This window comes from Nocardia salmonicida NBRC 13393 (assembly GCF_001613085.1).
GTDB lineage: Bacteria > Actinomycetota > Actinomycetes > Mycobacteriales > Mycobacteriaceae > Nocardia > Nocardia salmonicida.
Window position 1 is genome coordinate 75413 of the sequence record NZ_BDBR01000019.1, and the last position, 20970, is coordinate 96382.

Annotated in this window: 1 protein-coding gene; it reads right to left on the minus strand. The window is 69.9% G+C overall.

Annotated features, from left to right (window positions below; translation table 11 throughout):
- Positions 1-123 precede the first annotated feature (123 nt).
- A partial coding sequence (locus tag NS1_RS21140) for a non-ribosomal peptide synthase/polyketide synthase (RefSeq protein ID WP_157125325.1) occupies positions 124-20970 on the minus strand: 20847 nt, incomplete at its 5' end.

Sequence of the window (20970 nt, forward strand, 5' to 3'; positions counted from 1 at the left end):
CTCAGCCAAATCCGAAGCGTAATACCAACCGCTCCCTTCCTGTTTCCCGTAGAGAACCCGGACCATATCCCGGTTCTGCTTCAGGCACATTTCGACAGGAAGGACTTCACGTCACAGGCCGGACTATTCGGCGACGATCACCGTCACTTCACCCTCGGCAGCGTCGGTCGCATCGCCCGCCACCACGAACCAGTGCGTCACCTCGCCCTCGGCCAGGTCGTCGTCGACCGAGGCGTCGGGGAGCACCGACAGGGCGCCTGCGGTGGACGAGGCCAGGAATTCCTGGACGGCGGCCGGGCCGGAGGCATGGGTGGTGTAGGTGGTGCATTCGTAGTCGATGCCGTGTTCGTCGCGGAGGCGCTCGGCGAGGGCTACCGCTTCGGACTGGCCGAGGACCGTGGTGTTCTCGCCGGAGACCAGCACGAAGGCGGGGTGGTCTTCGGTGAGCGGACGGACTCGGTCGGCGTAGGACACGGGGTGGGCCGCGGCCGCGGCGATGTCGGCTTCGATGTCGGGCAGGACCAACCACTGGCCCGCCACGCCGGCGACCGGGGTCGCACTGATACCGAATGTCGCTCCGGCGGCCGCGATCTCGACGCCGGGGAGTTCACCGGCGAACAGGGCCGCGGCGCCTGCCTTCTGGACCGCCCAGGCGGCGAGGACCGAATCCACGCTGCGCGGCAGCGAGATCGCGACCACGTCGCCGGGGCCCGCACCGCGTGCGATGAGCACGCGAGCCAGCTGTGAGGACTTGCGATCCAGTGCGCTGTAGGCGATTTCGCTGTCGCCGCGCAACAGGGCCGGGGCCTGCGGGTCGGCTTCGACGACCTCGGCCAGCACCTTGGCCACCGTCTGCGCGCCGACGCCGGTAGCCACCGGAGCCGAAACAGCGGCTGTCACACCGGAATCGGCGAGCAGCTGGGCTCGTTCGCTCGCGTCGAGGATGTCGATGTCGCCGACCAGGCCGGTCGGGTTGTCGAGCAGCTCGTCGAGCACCCGCAGCAGGCGCTGCGACAGCGTGCGAACCTCGTCGGCGGTGAAGGTACTGGTCAGGTACTTCATCGTGATCTCGATGGTCGACTCGGCCATCACCACCAGCGTGAGCGGGTAGTGGGTGGCGTCGTCGAGGCCCACACCGGTGACCTGCATGCCGTCGATCGAGCTCGCCGCGGTGACGGCGTCCTTGTCCATCGGGTAGGACTCGAACACCACGAGGGTGTCGAACTGCGAGCCCATGCCCGCCACCCGCTGGATGTCGGACATCCCGACGAAGTGGTGACTGAGCAGTTCGGCCTGCTCGGACTGCACCCGCTGGGTCAGCTTCTCCGCGGTCATCCGGTCGTCGATCTGGATACGCACGGGCAGGGTGTTGATGAACAGGCCGACCATCGACTCGACGCCGGGCAGCTCCGCCGGGCGACCGGAGACCGTCGCGCCGAACACCACGTCGTCACGGCCGGTGAGGCGACCGACGACGATGCCCCACGCGGTCTGTAGCAGCGTGTTCACGGTGACGCCGAGCTCACCCGCGAACTTGCCGAGAGCCCTGGTGCGGTCGTTGTCGATCTCGACGACGACCTTGTCGAGTTCGTAGCGTTCCTCGGTGCGCGGCGCGGGCGCGAGCTGGGTGGGGCCTTCGACCCCGGCCAGCGCTTCGGCCCACACCTGCAGCGACACCTCACGATCCCAGCCCGAGAGCCAGGACAGGAAGTTGCGGTAGGACGCCACCCGCGGGAGCGCGGTGAGGTCACCGCGCACCGCGTAGAGGACGAGCAGGTCGCGCATGAGCAGCGGCATGGACCAGCCGTCGACCAGGATGTGATGGACGGTGATCGCCAGGTGCGCGGTGCCCTCGCCGGTCGTGTACAGACCGAAGCGGATCAGCGGCGCGGTGGCCATGTCGAACTGGTCGGCGCGGTCGGCGAGCAGCAGTTGCCGCATGCGCGGCATCCGCTCGTCTTCGGGCAGGTCGGTGAGGTCGACCTCGCGCCACGGCACCTCGAGCTCGGACAGCACCACCTGCACCGGCTGACCGGCCGAATCGGTGACGAACGCGGTCCGCAGGTTCGGGTACCGGTCGAGCACGGCCTGGGCCGCGCCGCGCAGACGTTCGGTGTCGAGGGTGCCGGTCAGGTCGAGCACGGCCTGCACGGTGTAGACGTCGACGGTCGCCGAGCTGAGCATGGCGTGGAACATCAGACCGGCCTGCAGCGGCGAGAGCGGCCACACTTCCGACAGCGCGGGGTAGTCGCGCTCCCAGAGCTCGATATCGGACTGCCCGACCCGCACGAGCTGCATGTCGGACGGGGTGAAGCCACCCGCGTCGGCACGCTGCGCGTGGGTGGCGAGCGCGGTCAGCGCGGCCACGAACAGATCGGCGAACTCCTGGGCCTGGTCGGCGGTGAGCAAGCCCTTCGGGAACGCGATATTCGCGCCGAGCTGCGGGCCCTCGTCGCCGTCGTTGACGATGGCGTTGATGTCCAGCGTCGCGTTGGCGGGCATGCCCAGGTCCATCTCGGCGTCGAGCTGACCCAGATCCGCCACCGGCACCCAGCCGAGTTCGGCGAGCTCGGCGGGGATCTCACCGGCGGTCGCGCGGCCGAGGTAGTTGAAGCTGATCTGGCCGACGCTCGGCAGATCCGCGCCCTCGGTGGTGAGGTACTTCAGCATGCCGTAGCCGATGCCCTTGTCGGGCACCGCCAGCATCTGCTCCTTGACCGACTTGATCACGTCGGCGAGCACGGCGCCACCGGCGAACGCGTCGTCGAGGTCGGCGCCCGCCAGGTCGAGGCGGATCGGGAAGGCGGTGGTGAACCAGCCGACGGTGCGCGACAGGTCGGCACCGGCGACGATCTCCTCCTGGCGGCCGTGGCCTTCCAGCTTGATCAGTGCAGCGGTGCCGGATTCGTCACCGCGCCACCGGGATACGGCCAGTGCGAGTGCGGTGAGCAGGCCGTCGTTGACGCCGCCGTGGTAGAGGCCGGGGATCGCGGTGAGGACCGCGTCGGTGACCTCGGGCGAGAGGGTGACCTGCACCCGGTCGACAGTGGCAAAGGTGTCGACCTGCGGGTCGAAGGCCCGCGCGCCCAGCTGCGGATCGGCGGTGGCCGAAACCTCGCGCCAGAACGGCAGTTCCGCACGACGATCCGTCGACTGCTCCACCAGGCTGTGCGCCCAGCGACGCATCGAGGTGCCGTTGACGGGCAGCGTGACCTGCTGACCCGCCGCGATCTGGCCCCAGGCCATACCGAGGTCCGGGATCAGGATGCGCCAGGAGACGCCGTCGATCACGAAGTGGTGGCCGACGACGAGCAGCACGTCGCGACGGCGCGGACCCTCCGCGGGCGCACCGAAGGTGAACCAGACGAACTGCACCATGGCGGCGTTCGCGGGATCGAGACGACCCATGGCCTCGTCGTATTCGACGCTGGCCAGCTTGGACAGCTGGTCCTCGGCGACGTCACCGGCGACCTCGACCCGACGCACAAGCGTGGTCACGTCGACCTCGCCCGGCGCCAAAGCCTCGAATTCCCAACCGTTCTCACCGCGAGCCACCCGCGAACGCAGCACGTCGTGGTGGTCGAAGACCGCACCGATCGTGGCGTGCAGGACCTCGGCCGTGATGTTCTCGGGCAGGCGGAGCACCATCGACTGGGAGAACCGGTCGTAGGTGGAGCCACCGGCCAGGATCTGGCGCATGATCGGCAGCATCGGGATGTCGCCGACACCGCCGCCCGGCAGTTCCTCTAGGACGATCTGCTCGGCGTCGCCCGCGAGCACGGCGATCTCGGCAAGCCCTGCCACGCTGCGCTTTTCGAACACGTCGCGCGGCTTGAAGAGCACGCCGCGGTCCTTGGCGCGCGAGACCAGCTGGATGGACAGAATCGAGTCGCCGCCGAGGGCGAAGAACGAATCGTCGAGGCCGACGGCGTCGACACCGAGCACCTCGGCGAAGACGACGGCGATGATCGCCTCGACTTCGCTTGTCGGCGTGCGGAACTCGCGCGGAGCGAGAACAGGCTCGGGCAGTGCGCGACGATCGAGCTTGCCCGCGGGAGTCAGCGGGATCTCGTCGAGGACCATCACGGCGGCGGGCACCATGTGCGCGGGCAGGTGCTGCGCCGCGTAGTCGACCAGGGCGGCCTGGTCGACGTTGCCGCGCACGTAGGACACCAGGATGGTGGCGCCCGCGTCGGTCTTGCGACCGATGGTGGCGGCGAACTCGACGTCGTCGTGCGCGGTGAGGACCGCGTCGATCTCGCCCAGTTCGATCCGGAAACCACGGATCTTCACCTGGAAGTCGTTGCGGCCCACGTATTCCACGACCGGCTTGCCGTTCACCGTGCGCCAGGCGACGACGTCACCGGTGCGGTACAGCCGCTCGCCGACGGCGTACGGGCTGGCCACGAAACGCTCGGCGGTGAGGCCGTGGCGCGCGTGGTAGCCCCGAGCCAGCGGGACGCCGCCGAGGTACAGCTCGCCGGCCACGCCCTCGGGCACCGGCCGCAGGCGAGAGTCGAGCACCAGCACGGTCGCGCCCGCGATCGGGCCACCGATGTTCATGGTGTCGCTCGGCAGCAGCGGATCGGACAGGTTGGTGGCGATGGTCGCCTCGGTCGGACCGTAGGCGTTGTAGAACCGGTGGTGCGCCGGATCGGTGCCCGCGCTGTGCCAGTTCGCGACCAGGTCGACGGGGGCCTTGTCGCCACCGACGATCAGCGCCTGGAGTCCGGCCAGTGCCGCGGGTTCCATCGACGCCGCGACCAGCGGGGTGAGGAACACGTGGGTGAGCCGCTCGCTCGCGATGATGTCGGCCAGCTCCTCGCCGCCCACCACGCCGACCGGCGTGATGACGAGGGTGCCCGCCGAGCCGACCGCGAGCAGGAACTCGAGGATCGAAGCGTCGAACGACGGTGACGCGAAGGCCAGCGTCCGAGCGTCCTTGTCCAGACCGAACTGCGCGACCTGGGCGGCGGCGAAGTTGGGCACACCGGCGTGGGTCACGACGACGCCCTTGGGCAGACCCGTCGAACCCGACGTGTAGATCATGTAGGCCGTGTTGTCGGGGCGGACCGCGCCACGACGGTCGGCCTCGGTGATCTCGGCGTCGGACTGCGCGGCGATCTCGGCCTCGGCGGCCGCGTCGTCGAGAGTGAGCCAGTCGCCCAGCGCGGGCGCGGGCAGGTGGTCGACCTCGGCCGACACCGTGATGCCCAGTGCCGCACCGGAGTCCGACATCATGTGCGCGATGCGCTCGGCCGGGTACTTCGGATCGACCGGCAGGAAAGCCGCGCCGGTCTTGCTGACGGCCCAGATGGCCAGGGTGGTGTCGAGCGAACGCTGCATTGCGATGGCGACGACCGTTTCCGGCGCGGCGCCACGTTCGATCAGCACCCGCGCCAGACGCGAGGAGGCCGCGTCGAGTTCGGCGTAGGTGAGCGAGGCCGACTCGCCCGGCGCGACGATGGCCTGACCGGTCGGATTCGTCGCCACGGCCTGCGCGAGGAGCTCCGGCAAGGTACTCACCGAAGCGGCGGGACCACCTGTGCGCGAGAGCAGTTCGACGCGCTCGGACTCGTCGAGGAGTTCGAGATCGCCGACCGGCGTCGTGGTGTCGGCGACGACCTCGGCGAGCAGACGCTGGAAGCGCTGCGCGAACTTCTCCACCGTCGACTGATCGAACAGCGCACTGGCGTAGGAGAACTCGGCGTAAGCGCCCGCGTCGTCACCAGCCGTCGCTTCACGCACGGTGAGCAGCAGGTCGAACTTGGCGGTGTCGACGTCGAAGTCGACGGCCGAGACCGACAGCCCCGGCAGCTCGAAGCTGGCGTCGGGCAGGTTCTCGAACGACAGCGCCACCTGGAACAGCGGGTGCCGCGCGGTGGAGCGCTCGGGGTTGAGCAGTTCCACCAGACGCTCGAACGGGATGTCGGCGTGGGCGAAGGCGGCCAGGTCGGCTTCCTTGGCCTGGGTCAGCAGCTCCGCGAAGCTCAGCTGTCCACCCACCTGCGTGCGCAGGGCGAGGGTGTTGACGAACATGCCGATCACGTCGTCGAGTTCGGCCTCGCCACGGCCCGCGATCGGGGTACCGATGACGATGTCCTCGGTGCCCGACATGCGCGCCAGGAATACCGCCAGCGCGGTGTGCACGACCATGAACAGCGTCGCGTTCTGCTCGCGAGCGATGGCGGACAGCCCGGCGTGGATGTCGCCGCCGATCGGGAACAGCACCCGGCCACCGGCGAAGGACTGCGTGCTCGGACGCGGCCGATCCAACGGCAGGTTCAGCTCGTCGGGGACACCGGCGAGCGCGCGCTTCCAGTAGTCGGCCTGCTGGGCCACGAGGCTGGTCTCGTCGGTCTCGGCGCCGAGCACCTCACGCTGCCAGACGCTGAAGTCGGCGTACTGCACCGGCATCGGCGCCCAGCCCGGGGCCTCACCGGCGGCACGCGCGGCGTAGGCGATCATCACGTCGCGGGTCAGCGGGCCCATGGACCAGCCGTCGGCGCTGATGTGGTGGGCGACGAAGACGAGGACGAATTCTTCGCCCGCGACCCGCATCAGCTTGGCGCGCAACGGAACTTCGTCGATCACGTCGAAGCCGGTGGTGATCAGTTCGGCGATCTTGTCGCGCACCTGTTCGGGGGCAACGGTTTCCGGCGTCAGGTCCGGAACATTGCCCTCGACCGGCAGGATCACCTGGTGCGGTGTGCCGTCGGTCGACGGGTACACCGTGCGCAGGGTCTCGTGCCGGGCGAGCACATCGGCGACTGCCAGCTGCAATGCCTCGACATCCAGCGCGCCCGACAGGCGGACGGCGACGGGGATGTTGTTCACCGAGGAAGCAGTGTCGAACTGGTTCAGGAACCACATGCGCTGCTGCGCGAGCGACAGCGGCACCTGGTCCGGACGCGGCCCGGCGACCAGCGCGCGACGCCCACCGGCGCCCGCACCCTGCTCGACCTTCACCGCGAGACCGGCCACCGTGGACGCTTCGAACAGCAGGCGCACGGGCACCCGACTGTCCAGTGCGGCGCCGAGGCGGGCGGCGACCTGGGTGGCCAGCAGCGAGTTACCGCCGAGGGCGAAGAAGTCGTCGTCGGCGCCGACACGCTCGGCACCGAGCACATCGGCGAACACGCCCGCCACGATCTCCTCGATCGGGGTCGACGGTGCGCGGAAGACCTGTGCCTCGAACTCCGGCTCCGGCAGTGCCTTGCGGTCGAGCTTGCCGTTCACGTTGAGCGGCAGCGCGTCCAGCACCACGAAGGCGGCGGGCACCATGTACGACGGCAGGCCGGCCGACAGCGTCGACTTGACCTGCGCCACCTCGATATCCGTACCGACCAGGTAGGCGACCAGTCGGTCGCCGGTGCGTGGATCGGACTTGGCGATCACGGCAGCCTGCGCGATCTCGGGCAACGCGAGCAGCGCGGCCTCGATCTCGCCGAGCTCGATGCGGAAGCCGCGGATCTTCACCTGGAAGTCGGTGCGGCCGCGGTAGTCGAGTTCGCGGTTGTTCCAGGCCACCAGGTCACCGGTGCGGTACATACGGGTACCAGGGGTGAACGGGTTGGCCACGAAGCGGTCGGCGGTCAGGTCGGGGCGACCGTAGTAGCCGCGAGCCAGCTGCGCGCCTGCCAGGTACAGCTCACCGGCGACACCGTCGGGCACCGGGCGCAGGCGCTCGTCGAGGACGTAGACCTGGCTGTTCCACTCGGGCGCACCGATGGAGACCGACACCTGGTCGGCGGCGTTCACCCGGTGCGAGGTGATCGAGACCGCGGCCTCGGTCGGGCCGTACAGGTTGAACAGCTCGGTGCGGCTGAACTCGGCGCGGAAGCGCTGGGCCAGCGAGCCCGGCAGCGCTTCACCGATGGCCAGGACCCGCCACAGCGAATCGGGCATCCCCGCGGCGAGCAGCGCGTCGAGCATCGACGGCACCACGTGCAGGGTGGTGACCCATTCGCGCGACATCAGCTCGTTGAGATAGGCCGGGTCGCGATGGCCGTCGGCCGAGGCGATCACCAGGCGGCCACCGCAGACCGCTGCCGACCAGAACTCCCAGACCGAGAGGTCGAAGGTGGCGGCGGTCTTGAGCAGCACCGCGTCGGCGGCGTCCATGCCGAACTCGATCAGCTTCCACTGCAGCTGGTTGGCGATCGCGGCGTGCGGAACCGCGACACCCTTCGGGCGGCCGGTGGAGCCGGACGTGAAGATCACGTACGCGGTGTTCTCCGGACGCAGCGGTTCGGTGCGCTCGGCATCGGAGATCGGGGTGGCGTCGATCGATGCCAGGTCGAGCTCGTCGATACGGATCACGGGCGCGACATCGGTGGCGAACTCGGCGTTGGTCAGCACACAGACCGGTGCCGCCGTCTCGAGGATGTAGTCGGTGCGCTCGGCCGCCTGATCCGGGTCGACCGGCACATACGCGCCACCGGACTTGGCCACCGCGTACATCGCGACAACCAGATCCACCGAGCGGCGCATCGCCAGCGCGACACGGGACTCCGGGCCCACGCCGAGCGAGATCAGGTGCCGCGCGAGGCGGTTCACCTTCGCGTCGAGTTCGGCGTAGGTGAGCTGCGCGCCGTCGTCGGTGACCAGGGCGGTCGACTTCGGATCGGCGGCCACCGACGCGTCGAGCAGCGAGACCAGGGTGGCCTCGGCGTCGACGGGGTAGGCGGTGGCATTGCGGGCGTCGATTACCTGGGTGCGTTCGGCCGGGGCAAGCAGTTCGATATCGCCGACCGCGGTGCGCGGGGTGGCGACGATCGCGCTGAGGAGGCGGACGAACCGCTCCACGAAACTTTCGACCGTGGCGTGGTCGAACAGGTCGGTCGCGTAGGTGAACAGACCCGAGATGCCTTCGGGCTCACCGGCGTCGCCGTAGCGGTCGGTGGCGATCAGGTGCAGGTCGAACTGCGACAGCTTGGAGTCGATGTCGAGGCCCGAGACCGTCAGGCCGGGCAGTTCCAGGGTGGCGCGGCTGAGGTTCTGGAACGAAAGGCCCACCTGGAACAGCGGGTGACGCGCGGTGGAACGGACCGGGTTGAGCACCTCGACCAGGCGCTCGAACGGCACATCGGCGTTGGCGAACGCCGCGATGTCGTCCTCACGCTGGCGGGCCAGCAGCTCGGTGAAGGCTTCGCCGCTGTCGACCTTGGTGCGGAAGACCAGGGTGTTGACGAACATGCCGATCATGTCGTCGAGCGCGGCTTCGCCACGACCGGCCATCGGGGTGCCGATGGCGATGTCGTCGGTGCCCGACAGTCGGGCGAGCAGCACCGCGAGGGCGGTGTGCACGACCATGAACAGCGTCGCGCCCTCGGCGCGGGCCAGTTCGACCAGCGCGCGGTGGGTGTCGGCCTCGATCTGGACGTCGACCTTGCTGCCCGCGAACGTCTGCACCGCGGGGCGCGGACGGTCGGCGGGCAGGTCGAGCTGGTCGGGCAGATCGGCGAGGGCCTGCTTCCAGTGCGCGACCTGCTTGGACGCCATCGAATCGGCGTCGTCCTCGCTGCCGAGGAGGTCGCGCTGCCAGATGCTGTAGTCCGCGTACTGCACGGCCAGCGGCGCCCAGCCGGGCTCGGAGCCCATCGAGCGGGCCGCGTAGGCCGTCATCAGGTCGCGGGTCAGCGGGGCGACCGAGGAGCCGTCACCGGAGATGTGGTGGATGACCAGGGCGAGGACGAACTCGTCGGTGTGCTCGACGCGGAAGAGCGCGACCTCGAGCGGCACCTCGACGGTGACGTCGAACATCGTCGACATCAATTCCGCGACCGCCGATTCCATCTCCTCGGCGGCGACGATGCGTTCGATCAGTTCCGGCGCGGCCTGCGCGGGCGACAGGATCACCTGTGCCGCACCGGATTCGGTCTGCGGGTAGATCGTACGCAGGATCTCGTGGCGCGACACCAGGTCGGTGACCGCGGCACGCAGCGCGTCGATGTCGAGTTCGCCGGTGAGGCGGACCGCGACCGGCACGTTGTACGCGGCCGACTGGGTGTCGAAGCGGTTGAGGAACCACATGCGCTGCTGCGCCAGCGACAGCGGGATGTGCTCGGGGCGAGGACTGGCGGTGAGTGCCTTGCGGTCACCGGTTTCCGCGTGCTGCTCGACCCGGTGGGCGAGCGCGGACACCGTGGACGCCTCGAACAGCAGGCGCACGGGGATACGGGTGTCGAGCGCTTCGCCGAGGCGTGCGGCGACCTGCGTGGCCAGCAGCGAGTTACCGCCCCAGGCGAAGAAGTCGTCGTCGAGGCCGAAGCGCTTGTCGGCGTCGAGGCGGAGGACCTCGGCGAAGGTGGCAGCCACGAGCTGTTCGCTCGGGCTCACCGGCGCGCGGAACACGGCCTTCTCGACCTCGGGCTCCGGGAGAGCCTTGCGGTCGAGCTTGCCGTTGGCGTTGAGCGGCAGCGCGTCGAGCTGCAGGAACACGGTCGGAACCATGTACGACGGCAGCTCGGCGGCCAGCGCGGCGCGCAGGGCCAGCTTGTCGACCGCGTCGTCGGCCACGACGTAGGCGACCAGGCGGTCGCCGACCACGGGATCGGTGTGGGCCAGGACAGCGGCGGAGGTGATGCCCGGCTGACGCAGCAGCGCGGCCTCGATCTCGCCGAGCTCGATCCGGAAGCCGCGGATCTTCACCTGGAAGTCGGTGCGGCCCCGGTAGTCCAGTTCGCCGTCGGCGTTCCAGGCGACGAGGTCACCGGTGCGGTACATGCGCTCGCCGAGCACCGAGAACGGATCGGCGACGAAACGGTCGGCGGTGAGATCGGCGCGGCCGTAGTAGCCGCGGGCCAGCTGGGCGCCGGCCAGGTACAGCTCACCGGACACACCGACCGGAACCGGGCGCAGGCGCGAATCCAGCACGTAGACACGGCTGTTCCACTCCGGCGCGCCGATCGAGACCGACACCTTGTCCGCGTCGGTGACCGCGTGGCTGGTGATCGAGACCGCGGCCTCGGTCGGGCCGTACAGGTTGAACAGCGCGGCGGTGTTCGCGGTACGGAAGCGCTGCGCGGTCGCGGCGGGCAACGCCTCACCGATCGCGAGGACGCGACGCAACGTACGCGGTAGTGCCGCACCGGATTCGGTGAGCAAGGCGTCGAGCATCGACGGCACCACGTGCAGCGTGGTGACGCCGGTGGCCCGCATCAGGTCGTTGAGGTAGGCCGGGTCACGGTGGCCGTCGGCGGTGGCGACCACCAGGCGGGCACCCGCGACGGCGGCGGTCCAGAACTCCCAGACCGAGAGGTCGAAGGTGGCGGCGGTCTTGAGCAGCACCGCGTCGTCGGCGCCGATGCCGAATTCGGCCGTCTCCCACAGCAGCTGGTTGACGATCGCGCCGTGCGAGACCGCTACGCCCTTGGGCTTGCCGGTCGAACCGGACGTGAAGATCACGTACGCGGTGTTCGCCGGAACCAGGGTGCGCCCGGTGATCGCGGCGTCGCTGACCGCGCTCAGGTCGAGCTCATCGAGGACCACCACTTCGGCTGCCGCCGTGCTGAATTCGGCGTTCGCCGTGGTCAGCACGACAGCGGGCGCGGCCGTCTCCAGAATGTAGTCGGTGCGCTCGGCGGGCTGATCCGGGTCGATCGGCACATACGCCGCACCCGTGCGGGCCACCGCGTACATCGCGATGATCAGCTCGGCGGAGCGGCGGATGGCCAGCGCCACCCGATCCTCGGTGCCGATGCCCCGCGAGATCAGGTGCCGCGCGAGGCGGTTCACCTCGGCATCGAGTTCGGCATAGGTCAGGGTCGCGAAGCGAGTCGATGAGGGGTGGTGGTCGGGCGACGGGTGGGCGAGCTCGCGGCGACCGTCGGCCTCGTCGACGACCAGCGCGACGGCATCCGGAGTAGCGGTCACGCTGGCGTCGAGCAGCGACACCAGGGTGGCGTCGGTGTCGACCGCGTGCGCGGTGTCGTTCCACGCCGTGACGATCTGCGCGGATTCCGGCGTGGTGAGCAGGTCGATATCGCCGACCGCGATGGTGGCGTCGGCGGTGACCGCATCGAGCACCAGCACGAAGCGGTCGGCGAAGCTCTGGACCGTCGCCGCGTCGAACAGGTCGATGGCGTAACCGAATTCGGTGACCAGCTGAGCCGGTGCGCCGTCGTCGGTGTAGCGGTCGTAGAGGGTGACGTGCAGGTCGGTCTTGGCCAGCTGCGAGTCGTAGTCGACGGCGCTGACGGTCAGGCCGGGCAGTTCGAAGGTGGTGTCGGCCAGGTTCTGGAACGACAGGCCCACCTGGAACAGCGGGTTGCGCGCGGTGGAGCGGACCGGGTTGAGCACCTCGACCAGGCGCTCGAACGGCACGTCGGCGTTGGCGAAGGCTTCCAGGTCGCGGTTGCGCACATCGGCGAGCAGCTCGGCGAAGGACGCGCCGGAGTCGACGGCGGTGCGGAACACCAGGGTGTTGACGAACATGCCGATCAGGTCGTCGAGCTCACGCTCGCCACGGCCCGCGATCGGGGTGCCGACGGCGATGTCGTCGGTGCCGGACAGGCGAGCGAGCAGCACCGCGAGCGCGGCGTGCACGACCATGAACAGCGAGGCGTTGTTCGCCCGTGCCAGGTCGTGCAGGGCCGCGTGGCGGTCCGGGTCGATCTCGAAGCGGATGGCCTGACCCTGGAACGACTGCGCGGGTGGGCGCGGCCGGTCGGTGGGCAGTTCGAGCTGGTCGGGCAGGCCCGCGAGCGTTTCGGTCCAGTAGGCGACCTGCTTGGTCGCCAGGGATTCGGGATCGGTCTCGTCGCCGAGGACTTCGCGCTGCCACAGCGCGTAGTCGGCGTACTGCACGGGCAGCGGCGCCCACTGCGGCGCCTCGCCCTGCACGCGGGCCACGTACGCGGCCATGATGTCGCGTGCGAGGGGGCCCATCGACGAACCGTCGGCGGAAACGTGGTGGACGGTGAACGCGAGTACGTGATCGGTCTCGGTGAGTTCGAACAGCGCGACCGCCAGCGGCACCTCGCGGGTGACGTCGAAGGTCGTCATCGCGAATTCGATGACCGCGCCGAGCAATTCGGTCTCGTCGACCTCGATGTGGTGCACCTGCGCGCTGATCTGTGAGTTCGGCAGGATCACCTGATGAGGGCCGTCGGGCGAGGCCGGGTAGGTGGTGCGCAGCATCTCGTGGCGGGCGAACACGTCGCCGATGGCCTGTTCGAGCGCGGGCACGTCGAGTTCGCCGGTGAGGCGGACGGCCAGGGGGATGTTGTCGACCGCGGAGGTAGAGGTGTCGAACTGGTTGAGGAACCAGTAGCGCTGCTGAGCCGGTGAGAGCGGGATGACGGTGGGCCGCTCCCCCGCGGTCAGGCGCGGACGGGTCCGGCCGGAGCCCGCGTTGTGCTCGGCGCGGGCGGCCAGCGCGGAGACGGTCGAGGCCTCGAACAGGTCGCGCACCGAGAGCTGGGTGTCCAGGGCCGCGCCGATGCGGGCGGTGACCTGGGTGGCCAGCAGCGAGTTGCCGCCGAGTTCGAAGAAGTCGTCGTCGGCGCCGACGCGGGTCACGCCGAGCACGTCGCCGAAGGTGCCCGCCACGATCTCCTCGATCGGGGTGGACGCCGCGCGGAACACCTTGGCCTCGAACACCGGCGCGGGCAGCGCCTTGCGGTCGAGCTTGCCGGAGGCGTTGAGCGGGAAGGCATCCAGGATCACGAAGGCGGTGGGGACCATGTAGGTCGGCAGCGCGCCACCGAGGTCGGTGCGCACGGCATCGAGGTCGATGCTCGCACCGGCCGCCGGGATCAGGTACCCGACCAACTGGTCGCCGAGGCGGTCGTCGGAGCGGACCACGACCACGGACTGGGCGATCGAGGGCAGCGTGGTGAGCGCCGACTCGATCTCGCCCAGTTCGATGCGCAGACCACGCAGCTTCACCTGGAAGTCGGTGCGGCCCAGGTACTCCAGCTCGCCGTCGGCGGTCCAGGTGACGAGGTCGCCGGTGCGGTACATGCGCTCGCCGTCGGTCCCGAACGGGTCGGCGACGAAGCGGTCGGCGGTGAGGTCGGGACGATTCACGTAACCGCGCGCCAGCTGGACACCGGCCAGGTACAGCTCGCCGGGAACGCCGACGGGCGCCGGGTGCAGACGCGAATCCAGCACGTACACCTGGGTGTTGAAGACCGGCGCACCGATCGGCACCGAGGTGGTGTCGGCGTCGGTGACCTCGTGGAAGGTGACGTCGACCGCGGCTTCGGTGGGGCCGTACAGGTTGTGCAGGGCCGCGCCGGTGAGGGCGCGCATCCGCTGTGCGGTCGGCGCGGGCAGCGCCTCACCCGAGGCGAACACCAGGCGCAGGCTGCTCGAGATCTGCCGTCCGTCGGCAAGCGCGACAGCGGCGGACTCGGCGAGTTCGGCGACGAACACCGACATCATCGACGGCACGAAGTGCGCGGTGGTGACGCCCTCGGTGGCGATGATCTCGGCCAGGTAGGCCGGATCGCGGTGACCGTCGGGCTTCGCGACGACTAGACGCGCGCCGATCTGCAAGGGCCAGAAGAACTCCCACACCGACACGTCGAAGGTCGCCGGGGTCTTCTGCAAGACGACATCGGCCTCGGTCAGGCCGTACGCCTGCTGCATCCACACCAAACGGTTGACGATCGCGCCATGGCTGACCGCCACACCCTTCGGACGACCCGTCGAACCCGACGTGAAGATCACATACGCCGTGTTCTCCGGACGCAGCGGCGCGATCCGCTCGGCATCGGTGATCGGCGCATCCGAGTAACCCGAGAGATCCAGGCGTTCGATGTTCAGCGCCGTGGTCGAACCCGCGTCGAATTCGTCACGGACAGTGGTCAATACGCACACCGGCGCCGCGGTCTCGAGCACGTAGTGGGTGCGCTCGGCCGGGTGGTCGGGGTCCAGCGGCACGTAGGCGCCACCGGCCACGCTCACCGCGTACATGCCGACCACCAGGTCGAGCGAGCGGCGCATGCCGAGCGCGACCATGGTGTCCGGGCCGACGCCATGGGCGATGAGATGACGGGCGAGGCGATTCACCTGGGCGGTGAACTCGCGGTAGGACAGACTCGTCCCCTCGAACGTGACGGCGGTCGCGTTCGGGCTGGTCACGGCCCGTGCCTCGAACATCGACACCAGCGTGGCGGCCTGGTCGACCGAGTGCTCGGTGGCGTTCCAGTCGGTGACCACCTGGCGGTATTCGGCCGGGGCCAGCAGGTCGACCTCGCCGATCGCGCGGGCGGGCTTGGCCACGACCGCGGTCAGCATCCGCACCAGGCGCTGCGCGAGGGCGGCGACGGTGTCGGCGTCGAACATGTCCGTGGCGTAGGCGAATTCGGCGGTCATGCCGTCGGCGGAACCGTCGGCACGGTGGCGATCGGCCAGGTTCAGGTGCAGATCGAACTTGGCGGTGACCACATCCAGCGGCACGCCCGCGACCTCGAGGCCAGGCAGTTCGAAGGATGCCTCGCCGGTGTTCTGGAACGACAGCATCACCTGGAACAGCGGGTGGCGGGCCTGCGAACGGGCCGGGTTGAGGATCTCCACGAGCCGTTCGAACGGCAGATCGGCGTGGCCGAAGGCGGCGAGATCGTTCTCCCTGGTCTGCGCGAGCAGCTCGGTGAACGGCTGGGCCGGGTCGACGGCGCTGCGCAGGACCAGGGTGTTGACGAACATGCCGATGGCGTCGTCGAGCACCGCTTCACCACGACCGGCGACGGCGGTACCGATGGCGATGTCGTCGCTGCCCGACAGCCGGGCCAGCAGTGCGGCGAACGCGGCGTGCACCACCATGAACAGGCTCGCGCCGTGTTCGCGGGCCAGCGCGTTGAGTCCGGCCGACAGGGCGGGGTCGATCGAGAACTCGTGCACCCCACCGCGGTTGGACGCGACGGCGGGACGGGCCCGGTCGGCGGGCAGGTCGAGCTGGTCGGGCAGCCCGGCCAGGTTCTGCGACCAGTAGGCCACCTGCTGCGCGATCATCGACGCCGAATCTGCTTCGGAGCCGAGGGTTTCGCGCTGCCACAGGGCGAAGTCGGCGTACTGCACGGGCAGCGGCACCCAGCCGGGTGCCTCACCACGCGAGCGGGCGGCGTAGGCGATCATCACGTCGCGGGCCAGCGGGCGCACCGACCAGCCGTCACCGGAGATGTGGTGCACGACGAAGACCAGCACGTGGGTGTCGGGGTGCGAACCATCCATCGAGCCCGCGACGCGCAGCAGTTCGGCGCGCACCGGGACCTCGGCGGTGACGTCGAACCCGGCGAGCACGAGTGCGCTGATGCGGTCGCGGATCTCGTCCTCGCCGACGGTGATCGGGTGCAGCGAGATCGGCATCTGCCCGGCGGGCAGCACGACCTGGACGCCCTGACCCTCCACGGTCTCCGGGTAGACGGTGCGCAACACCTCGTGCCGGTCGACCACGTCGGCGACGGCCTGACGCAGGGCGTCGATGTCGAGGTCACCGGTCAGGCGGACCGCCAGCGGGATGTTGTTGACGCCGGTCGCACTGTCGAAGCGGTTGAGGAACCACATGCGCTGCTGAGCGAGCGAGAGCGGGATCTGGTCCGGGCGCGCACCGGCCACGAGCTCGCGGCGGCTGCCGCTGCCCGCGTGGACCTCGACCTTGGCGGCCAGCGCGGATACCGACGGCGCTTCGAACAGCGCGCGCACGGGGACGCGGGTGTCGAGGGCGGCACCGAGGCGGGCGACCACCTGGGTGGCGATGAGCGAGTTGCCGCCCAGGTCGAAGAAGTCGTCGTCCAGGCCGACCGCGCGGTCGCCGGACAGGCCGAGCACCTCGGCGAAGGTGGCGGCGACGATCTCCTCGATCGGCGTGCGCGGCGCACGGAACTCACGCGCCTCGAACACCGGCTCCGGAAGGGCGCGCCGGTCGAGCTTGCCGTTGGCGCTCAGCGGCATCTCGTCGATGACGACGAACGCGGCCGGAACCATGTAGGACGGCAGCTGCGCGGCCAGATGCGCGCGCAGCGCGTCGATGTCGACGGTCGCGCCCGCGGCGGGGACGACATAGCCGACGAGCTGGTCGCCGGTACGCGCGTCCGAACGCACGACCACCACGGCCTGTGTGACGGTGTTGTGCGCGGTGAGCGCGGCTTCGATCTCGCCGAGCTCGATGCGCAGACCACGCAGCTTGACCTGGAAGTCGGTGCGACCGAGGTAGGTGATCACGCCGTTCTCGTCGCGGCGGACGAGGTCACCGGTGCGGTACATCCGTTCGCCGTGGGTTTCGAACGGGTCGGCGACGAAGCGGTCGGCGGTGAGATCGGGGCGGCCGAAGTAGCCGCGGGCCAGCTGGGCGCCGGCCAGATACAGCTCACCGGCGACACCGGCGGCGACCGGGTGTAGTCGCGAATCCAGGACGTAGGCCCGCGAGTTCCAGACCGGCGAGCCGATCGGGACGGCGCCGTCGACCTGGTCGGCGACCGGGCCGTGCGTCGCGTGGACGGTGAACTCGGTGGGGCCGTACAGGTTGAACAGGGCCGCGTCGCTCACCTTGCGCAGTGCCACGACCGCGTCGGCGGTGAACGCCTCACCGGCGATCAGCAAGGCGCGCAGCGAGGACAGAGCTCCGCCCGCGACAGCGGCGGCATCGATGCTGCCCGCGAAGACGGTGAGCATCGACGGCACGAACGAGGTCATCGTGACCCGTTGCGCGGCAATGACATCGGCGAGGTACTGCGGATCGCGGTGACCGTCGGGGCTCGCCACGACGATCCGGCCGCCGGTGCTCAGCGGGCCGAACAGCTCCCACACCGACACGTCGAAGGTGGCGGGGGTCTTGAACAGCACCACATCGTCGGCGTCGATGCCGTATTCGCCGGTGATCCAGCGAATCTGGTTCACCACGGCCGAGTGCGGCACGGCCACACCCTTCGGGCGGCCGGTCGAGCCGGAGGTGAAGATGACGTAGGCCGGGTGCTGCGGGAGCAGCGGAACGATCCGCTCGGCATCGCTGACCGGAGTCTGCGGGTACGCCGTGAGGTCGATCGCGTCGATGACCAGCGTCGTCGGGGCGGTGTCCACGGCCGCGTCGTCGTCGAGTCCGAACCCGTCGCGGGTAGTGGTGAGGACGGCGACCGGGGCCGCCGTCTCCAAGACGTAGGTGATGCGGTCGGCGGGCTGGTCCAGGTCGAGCGGCACGTAGCCACCGCCTGCTTCCTGCACCGCGTACGCGGCGACGACCAGGTCGATGCTGCGGCGCAGGCCGAGCGCGACGAGGGATTCCGGGCCGACGCCCGCTTCGATCAGGCGATGCGCCAAACGGTGCACGCGAGCGGCGAATTCGGCGTAGGTCAGGGTCTCGCCGGTGGCCGGGTCGACCATCGCGACCGCGTCAGGGGTGGCCAGCGCCTGGCGGGCGAACTCGTCCACCAGAGTGTCCGCGCCGGGCAGCTCATGCGCGGTGTCGTTCCAACCACGCACGGCCAGTGCGGTTTCGGCGGAGTCGAGCAGGGCGATATCGCCGACAGCGCGGTTCGGAGCCGCCGCGATCTCGGCGAGCAGGCGGGCGAAGCGAGCGCCGAAGCGGTCCATGGTGGCCGCGTCGAACAGGTCGGTGGCGTAGATCAGCTCGGCGACGATGCCGGACGCGTCGCCCGGCTTCTCGGTGAGCACGACCTGCAGGTCGAACTTGGCCACGTCGATCGGCAGTTCCACACCGCTCACGGTGAGGCCGGGTAGTTCCAGGCTGGTCTGGCCGGTGTTCTGGAAGGCCAGCATGACCTGGAACAGCGGGTGACGGGCCTGCGAGCGGGCGGGGTTGATGATCTCGACGAGCCGCTCGAACGGCAGGTCGGCGTGACCGAAGGCCGCGATGTCGCTCGCGCGGACCGCACCGAGCAGGTCGGTGAAGCTCTCGTCGCCGTCGACCTCGGTGCGCAGCACCAGGGTGTTGACGAACATGCCGATCAGGTCGTCGAGGGCGCGCTCACCACGGCCCGCGATGGGGGTGCCGATGGCGATGTCGTTCTCGCCGGACAGGCGCGAGAGCAGCAGGGCCAGCGCGGCGTGGGCGACCATGAACAGGGTCGCGCCGCGGGTGCGGGCCAGCTCGGTCAGCGCCGCATGGGTTTTCGCGTCGATCTCGAAGGTGTGGGTGGCGCCGCGTCCGCTGGCGACCGCGGGACGCGGCCGGTCGGCGGGCAGGTCGAGCTGCTCGGGCAGGCCGCGCAGGGTCGAACCCCAGTACGAGATCTGCTGGGCGATCACCGATTTCGCGTCGTCCTCGTCACCGAGCACGGCGCGCTGCCACAGCGCGAAGTCGGCGTACTGGACCTCGAGGGGACGCCAGGCCGGTTCGGCGCCTTCCACGCGGGCGCTGTAGGCGGTCATCACGTCGCGGGTCAGCGGGCCCATGGAGAAGCCGTCGGCCGAGATGTGGTGCACGACAAGGGCGAGCACGTGTTCGGTGGGGCTCACCTCGAACAGGGCGGCGCGGAACGGCACCTCGGCGGTGACGTCGAACGCGGTGAGTACCAGCTCCGAAAGCCGTTGCGGCAGTTCGGCCACGGTGGTCTCGATCGGCGCCAGGTCGGGGATGACCTTGCCGGTCGGGACGATCACCTGGTAGCCGGCGCCCGACACCTCCGGGTAGTAGCTGCGCAGGGACTCGTGGCGGGCGAGCACGTCGGCCACGGCCACCTGCAGCGCCTGACGGTCGAGCAGGCCCGACAGCTGGACGGCGGCGGGGATGTTGTCCACCGCGGACTCGGGGTCGAAGCGGTTGAGGAACCACATGCGCTGCTGGGCCAGCGACAGCGGCACCCGCTCGGGGCGCTGCTGCGGTACCAGCGGCGCGCGACGTTCGGCACCGGAGTGCGTCTCGGCGCGGGCGGCCAGCCCGGCGACGGTCGAGGCCTCGAACAGCTCGCGCACGCCGATATCGGTCTCCAGCGCGGCCGACAGGCGGGCGGCGACCTGGGTGGCGGTCAGCGAGTTGCCGCCGAGTGCGAAGAAGTCGTCATCGAGACCGACCCGGTCCAGGCCGAGCACGTCGGCGAAGGTCGCGGCGACGATCTCCTCGACCGGGGTGGTCGGGGCGCGGAACACCGCGGCCTCGAACACCGGCGCGGGCAGCGCCTTGCGGTCGAGCTTGCCCGAGGCATTGAGCGGGAACTCGTCGAGGACGATGATCACCGCGGGCACCATGTAGGCGGGCAGGTTGTTGCCCAATTCCTCGCGGGCGTCCTCGATGTCGACGGTACGGCCGGTCGCCGGGATCACGTAGGCCACCAGCTGATCGCCGGTGTGCTGCTCGCCGCGCACGACGACCACCGACTGTGCCACCTCGTCGAGGCCGGTCAGCGCGGACTCGATCTCGCCGAGCTCGATGCGCAGACCACGCAGCTTCACCTGGAAGTCGGTGCGGCCCAGGTATTCCAGCTCGCCCCGTTCGGTCCAGGCCACGAGGTCACCGGTGCGGTACATGCGCTCCCCGTCGTCACCGAACGGGTCGGCGACGAAACGGTCGGCGGTCAGGTCGGGGCGTGCCACATAGCCGCGGGCCAGCTGGGTGCCCGCGAGGTAGAGCTCACCCGCGACGCCGACCGGCACGGGGCGCAGGCGCGCGTCGAGGACGTAGACCTGGGTGTTGAAGACCGGGGCGCCGATCGGGACGGTGTCCAGATCGGCGTCGACGACCTCGTGGAAGGTGACGTCGACCGCGGCCTCGGTGGGGCCGTACAGGTTGTGCAGCGCGGCGCCGGTCAGCTCGCGCAGACGATGCGCGGGCTTGGGCGGCAACGCCTCACCGGAGGCGAACACCATCCGCAGCGACTCGCAGCGCGCGACATCGGCGTCGGCGACGAACACCGCGAGCATCGACGGCACGAAGTGCGTGACGGTGACGCCCTCGACGCGAATGATCTCCGCGAGGTACGCCGGATCGCGATGGCCGTCGGGCTTCGCGACCACCAGACGCGCGCCGATCTGCAAGGGCCAGAAGAACTCCCACACCGACACGTCGAA